At 48.6% G+C, this 5,137-nt stretch carries 3 protein-coding genes; 2 read left to right on the forward strand and 1 reads right to left on the reverse strand.

The features are described 5' to 3' along the window. Positions 1 to 3,043 (forward strand): YwqJ-related putative deaminase (locus tag Q1A69_RS19670; RefSeq protein WP_299589482.1); only part of this gene is annotated, 3,043 nt, incomplete at its 5' end. 9 nt (positions 3,044 to 3,052) lie between these two features. Then, positions 3,053 to 3,451, forward strand: coding sequence for a hypothetical protein (locus Q1A69_RS19675; protein WP_299589485.1), 399 nt, complete (start codon positions 3,053 to 3,055; stop codon positions 3,449 to 3,451). Between the two features lie 8 nt (positions 3,452 to 3,459). Here the strand turns inward: Q1A69_RS19675 and nfi are convergent, their stop codons facing one another. Next, positions 3,460 to 4,149: a deoxyribonuclease V gene (nfi, locus tag Q1A69_RS19680; RefSeq protein WP_299589488.1), complete on the reverse strand. Its 690-nt coding sequence runs from the start codon at positions 4,147 to 4,149 to the stop codon at positions 3,460 to 3,462. Between the last annotated feature and the right edge of the window lie 988 nt (positions 4,150 to 5,137).

The following is a 5,137-nucleotide window of genomic DNA, read 5'->3' on the forward strand; positions in this document are numbered from 1 at the left end:
TTACGCCACCACCCAGTACGATGAGAATGGTTTAGCCACCGACGAAGTTATCCGCAGCCGCAACACCTTCCTCGGTGACGGCCAGACGGTGGACACCACCATCACCAACGCCTACCCGGAAGATGGTGGCGCCGCCACGGTGACCACCCTGCACAACACCTACGAAAAGTGGGATAGCTACAAAACCAAGTCGGTGGTAATCAGCGCCGACAACAAAGACCTGCATCCCAAGCAGCGCGATAGCTGGGAGAACGGCGAAGCCTTCTACACCTACGACAGCAACGGCCATATCCGCCGGGTCTACGACGTCGAAGGGGAGCGCGCCATCGCCTACGTGACCGACAAGGACGGGCGCACCCTGGTGCGCGAAGAGGTCAACGACGATGGCGAGAACTTTCTAGGCCGCGAGATGCGGCACTTCTACTACTTCAACGGCCACGCCGTCGGCGATGTGGGCAATGATCAGGTGCCGAGCCGCTACGACTACGTCAAAGCCCTGGCCCAAACCAATAACTCGGGCAATCGTCACTCCGGCAGCAATGGCGACCACGTACAGGCGGTGCAGTCGGCGGACTTCGACCAGAATTACCAGCCGATCAATCCCAACTACCCCACGGCCAGCTACTCCAGCTTCGAAGCCCAGGGCGGAGAGACCCTGCAGAGCATCGCCGCCATGGTCTGGGGCGACTCCAGCCTCTGGTATTTGCTCGCCGACGCCAACGGCATGAAGGGCGACGAGGTGCTCACCAAAGGCCAGCGCCTCGAACTGCCCAATGTGGTCACCAATATCCACAACAACAGCGACACCTTCCGCCCGGTGGACGGCGCCCTGCAGATGGGCGACACCGCCCCGACCCTGCCGGATGTGCCGCCGCCACCGCCGGTGGATACCGATGATGGCTGTGGCCTGAAGCAGATCATCGTACTGGTGGTTGCGGTGGTAGCGGCTTTCTACCTGGGCCCACTTGTATTTAATGCGATAGGGGGAGTGGCGGGCGCCTTTGCCGCCGGTGCCACAGTGAATGCTGTCACCCAGGTGGCCAGTATCGCCGTGGGGCTACAGGACAGCTTCGACTGGGGTGCCGTGGCCAAATCCGGGGTCACCAGTGCCGTCACCTTCGGGGTGATGGAGGGGCTGCAAACCGTCAGCGAATCCGGCAGCTGGCTCAACAGCACCGCCAAGTTCCTCTCTACCAATAAGATCGGCGCTGCGGCGACGCAAAATGTGGTCAACCAGGGTGTCAATATGGCCTTTGGGGACCAGGAGACTTTTAACTGGGCAGCGGTAGCTGTAGCGGGTGCCGGTGGTGCCATCCAGGGGGCGATGGATGGTAGCTTTGAGTACAACATGGATTATCAGGATTATCAGACCCGCACTTATGGTAAGAAAAGCCTAAATAGTGTCGACGATTTCCTGACACAGGCTAAAGATATCGGCGAACTCAGTAAGACTCTTCTGTCCGTAACGATTAATGAAGCTCTGGAAAGCGCCGTATGGGATAGGAAATTTGACTTTGCCGCGGTAGCGCAAAGCACTGCCTCCTCCCACCTGGGCTATGCACTATCGTCACCTGTACAGCGTGAAATGCCCGTAACCAATAGCCAAGCTGAGAAGTTAGCGCGGATAGAGCCTGAAAAGCCCAAGGTCCGGGCTGTGGAAGTGGCCGCAACCGAACAGCAAACAGCTACTGAGCAAGTTGTGGAGGCCCGAAAGCAGCCAGCAGCAAGCCACACTGCAAAAGCGGATGCAGAAGTAAAACTCACCCCAGTTTCATTCGATACTGACTATAGCGATTTAGATAGCTACTTCGCGATGATGGATGATGTGACTTATACGGAAGCCTTAATCAATTTACATCACGACACTGATGGCAACTACCTCTCAATGTTTGATACGGGAGAAGCGTTTGCCGGAATACAGATGAAGATCGAGTATACCGAGCCTCAGGAATCAAGTTCTGGCTTATGGGGACTACTCAAAGACACTGCAAGAGAGTTGGCAAGTGAGATTAATTACCAAGCAAACGTACTATTCGGTGCTGCTGAGATATTTGCCTCGGGCCTATATAACGGTGGGGTAAGCATTGTTGGTGGTGTTGCCTCAGTACCAGCAGTATTCAACTCAGTTGATATGGCTGTCGATATACAGGAGAGTATTTACGACACTTGGAGTTGGGAGCTGAAGAGCTTTGGGGCGCATGAAATTACAGCTGCGTTAGCACCTGCAGCGCAAACTGTGGGTGGCTGGATTGATGATGGGCGTGGCTGGAGCGAAGAACAATTTGGACTTGGAGCAACCGCATTTACATTCGGCGCTGTAGAAGCAGGGTTGGAGATTGGTGCTTTACTGACCGGTACTAAGGGAGTAAAGGGCGCTTGGGGAGAGGTGTCCAGAAGAGTAGACTTTAGTCGCTTCCCCCTCAGTGGCCATATGAACCGCGAAATAGTGGAACTTCAGTTTCCTTACCGGTTTGAGTCTGCCACTTTGACAATGGGGATGGATCCTACGAGGTTTAGGAATCCACTGATTTTGGATGTTCCAAACAATTCCTCTCATTCATATAATATCATCGAATTGCGAGGCTTAAGTGAACAGCGTCATTTAGATATAATTAATCCAGATAGCCCACATTATCTACCTAACAGTCAAAGAGGTCCTGTGTTGTCTGTTCTTAAAGATAATAAAACAGGCGATGTTTTTTATGGTCGCAACACTGGCCTTCCACCAATGGATGAGATCCACCCGATATTAAGGAAAAGATTAATAAATTATGAAAAGGCCACCGGTGGAAACTACCCTCCAAACTTGCAAAATCCTGGAGATCACTCAGAGTTCCTGGCGCTAAATGAAGCTTTAAATGCCCGTGTTGCTGCGAATGTTCCTATTGATGATCTGGCTGATTTTGGCGTCTATAACGTCAGAATAAAAGGTACGAAGCAAGGCTTATCTATCCACCGTTGCCCGAACTGTAGTTTCCTCACAGAAGGAATTACTTCATATAGTGATTGGTTGAATTTTGTACCAATTCCACGTAAGCCATAAGAAAATTTTATGAAAAATAGAATTAGCGAAGATCAGATTGATTTTTCAGATGAAATGGTTTGCCTTTATAAAGGCAAACCATTTACTGGGGTTGTTTTCGATGAGGATGCGGGCCAGGTTATTGGGGAGACTCAGTATAAAGATGGCATGCTAGACGGGATAACACGTACTTGGTTTAGGAATCGTCAGCTTCGTTCAGAATCATGCTTTGTTGAGAATAGACGACATGGGCCTGATAAAGAGTGGTATGAAAGTGGGGTAATGAAATCTGACACAATGTATGAACATGGGATAATAGTTAAGAAAGTTGATTGGGACCTTGATGGAAAAATAATAAAAAGCTATGAACTAATGGAGGATGATCCTGGCTTTGAATTACTTGAACTCAGAAGAAAGTCAAGGGGATGATAGATACATTATTGAATGTTAAGCTGTTTGTTGTGCAATAGAGCTTTTACGACTTGATCGGCTACTCGAGTTGTTTCCGGTAGTCGGTATTTAGGTGAGAACTTTAGTATCCAATTACAAGCAGTGCCTAATGAAATACGATGGCCAATAGATACATAAATTGGATTGATGTCGGTCTGAGTTCTTAGCACATTGCCAATCACTTCACCGTTATCGACAAGGGGCGCAGTAGCGCCTCTTGTTGTATCTGGTTCTTGGTGTTCTCCGAGTAATCGCGTTTTACCACATCCAATCGTTGGTACATCAAAAATAACACCTAAGTGGCAAGCCAAACCAAAACGACGAGGGTGCGCATAGCCTTGTCCGTCGCACACAACTAAGTCTGGCGTATGTTGCAGTTTCTCAAATGCTTTAATTAATGGCGGTAGTTCCCGAAAAGAAAAAAGCCCCGGCATATAAGGGAAGCGTTCAATGTCTTTTGCCGTAGCTGTTTCGACAATCCCTAAAGTCTCAGCATCAATAATGACAACGGCAGCGATTAATTGATTACCGTCCTTCTGGTAGGCGACATCAACCCCGGCGACAAGCTTTATTTCTCCGAGTTGGTCTGTCGCAACAACTTTAGCTGCTAGCTCATGTTGTAGTTTTAAAGCTTCCGCTTCCTTGATATTCCAAGCATGTTCAATAACCGGGTACACTATTCAGCTTCCTATATCTAAGGGAAAAATTCAAAGCTTAACATAGGGTAATTCTAGGTAGGGTAAAATGTTGACACCAAATTAAACTTCCTAATAAAATGGGTGGACAGCATTCCCAGTTGCTGCCCACAGCTTGCTAGCCCCATCATCCCAGCAGCTGAAAATATTTAGCTTTGCAATGGTTAAAGAAAGCAACTCAAAAATAATAATAAGACTCCAATAATTAACTGCAGAGAAATTCTGGATACCCATAAATTAGGGAAAGGCGCCAGCAGCGTTGCTGGCGCTAGTTCCAATGGCTATTTCTTTCTGCTTTGTAGTTAAAGTGAGGTGAAGTGTTGAAGATTTATGCTTGGGTTTAGAAAAACTGTGGTCTTGGATAAAAGTGGCAAATAGTATCGAGAGAGTGGGAGGGCGTTGGCAGGGTGTTGCAAAAAGGTAGCGCCGGCAGTAGCTAATACCGTGTGCCCAGCGCATATCGAGTTGGAAACAGGCATGTCGTACAGTCTCCGCTAACCCCAAAGTCTTTAAAACGGCATTTAAATTTTCGCCTGAGATAAAACCAGTATTGGTAAGTCGCTCAGCCTTATAGAATAGGGGAGGTGACTTAGGCAATAAAACCTCATCTTCCGAGCCCCAAATACCGGCCACCCCGGCCCTCTAACTCTAAAATGATAACCCCAACAAAAAAGATCGCACCCCGGTCCTATTGGTCATCTCTTTTCAGTTACTGATAGTAAATTGAAAAGTAAACAGGAATAGTGGCCAGTTACCAAGACCGCATCGCATAATAAACGATCAAAAAGCACTCGATATCAACGGGCCAACCCTAGCTAGAGAGCAAAAGGCAAAAAAGAAGGCCTCGATAATGATGCAGTCAATACCACCTCTGAAATCTGCAAACTCGCAAACAGATCAAAGCCATCACCCTCGTTAGCCCTTGTAGCTGGCAAAAGAAACTTTACAGTCGCGGCAGAAAAAGAATCCG

This window comes from uncultured Microbulbifer sp. (assembly GCF_947498635.1).
In the GTDB taxonomy this organism is placed as follows: Bacteria; Pseudomonadota; Gammaproteobacteria; order Pseudomonadales; family Cellvibrionaceae; genus Microbulbifer; species Microbulbifer echini.

Excerpts from the sequence above, each read along its gene's own strand:
- Q1A69_RS19675 (WP_299589485.1), top strand. The coding sequence starts at position 3,053 with ATGAAAAATAGAATTAGCGAAGATCAGATTGATTTTTCAGATGAAATG.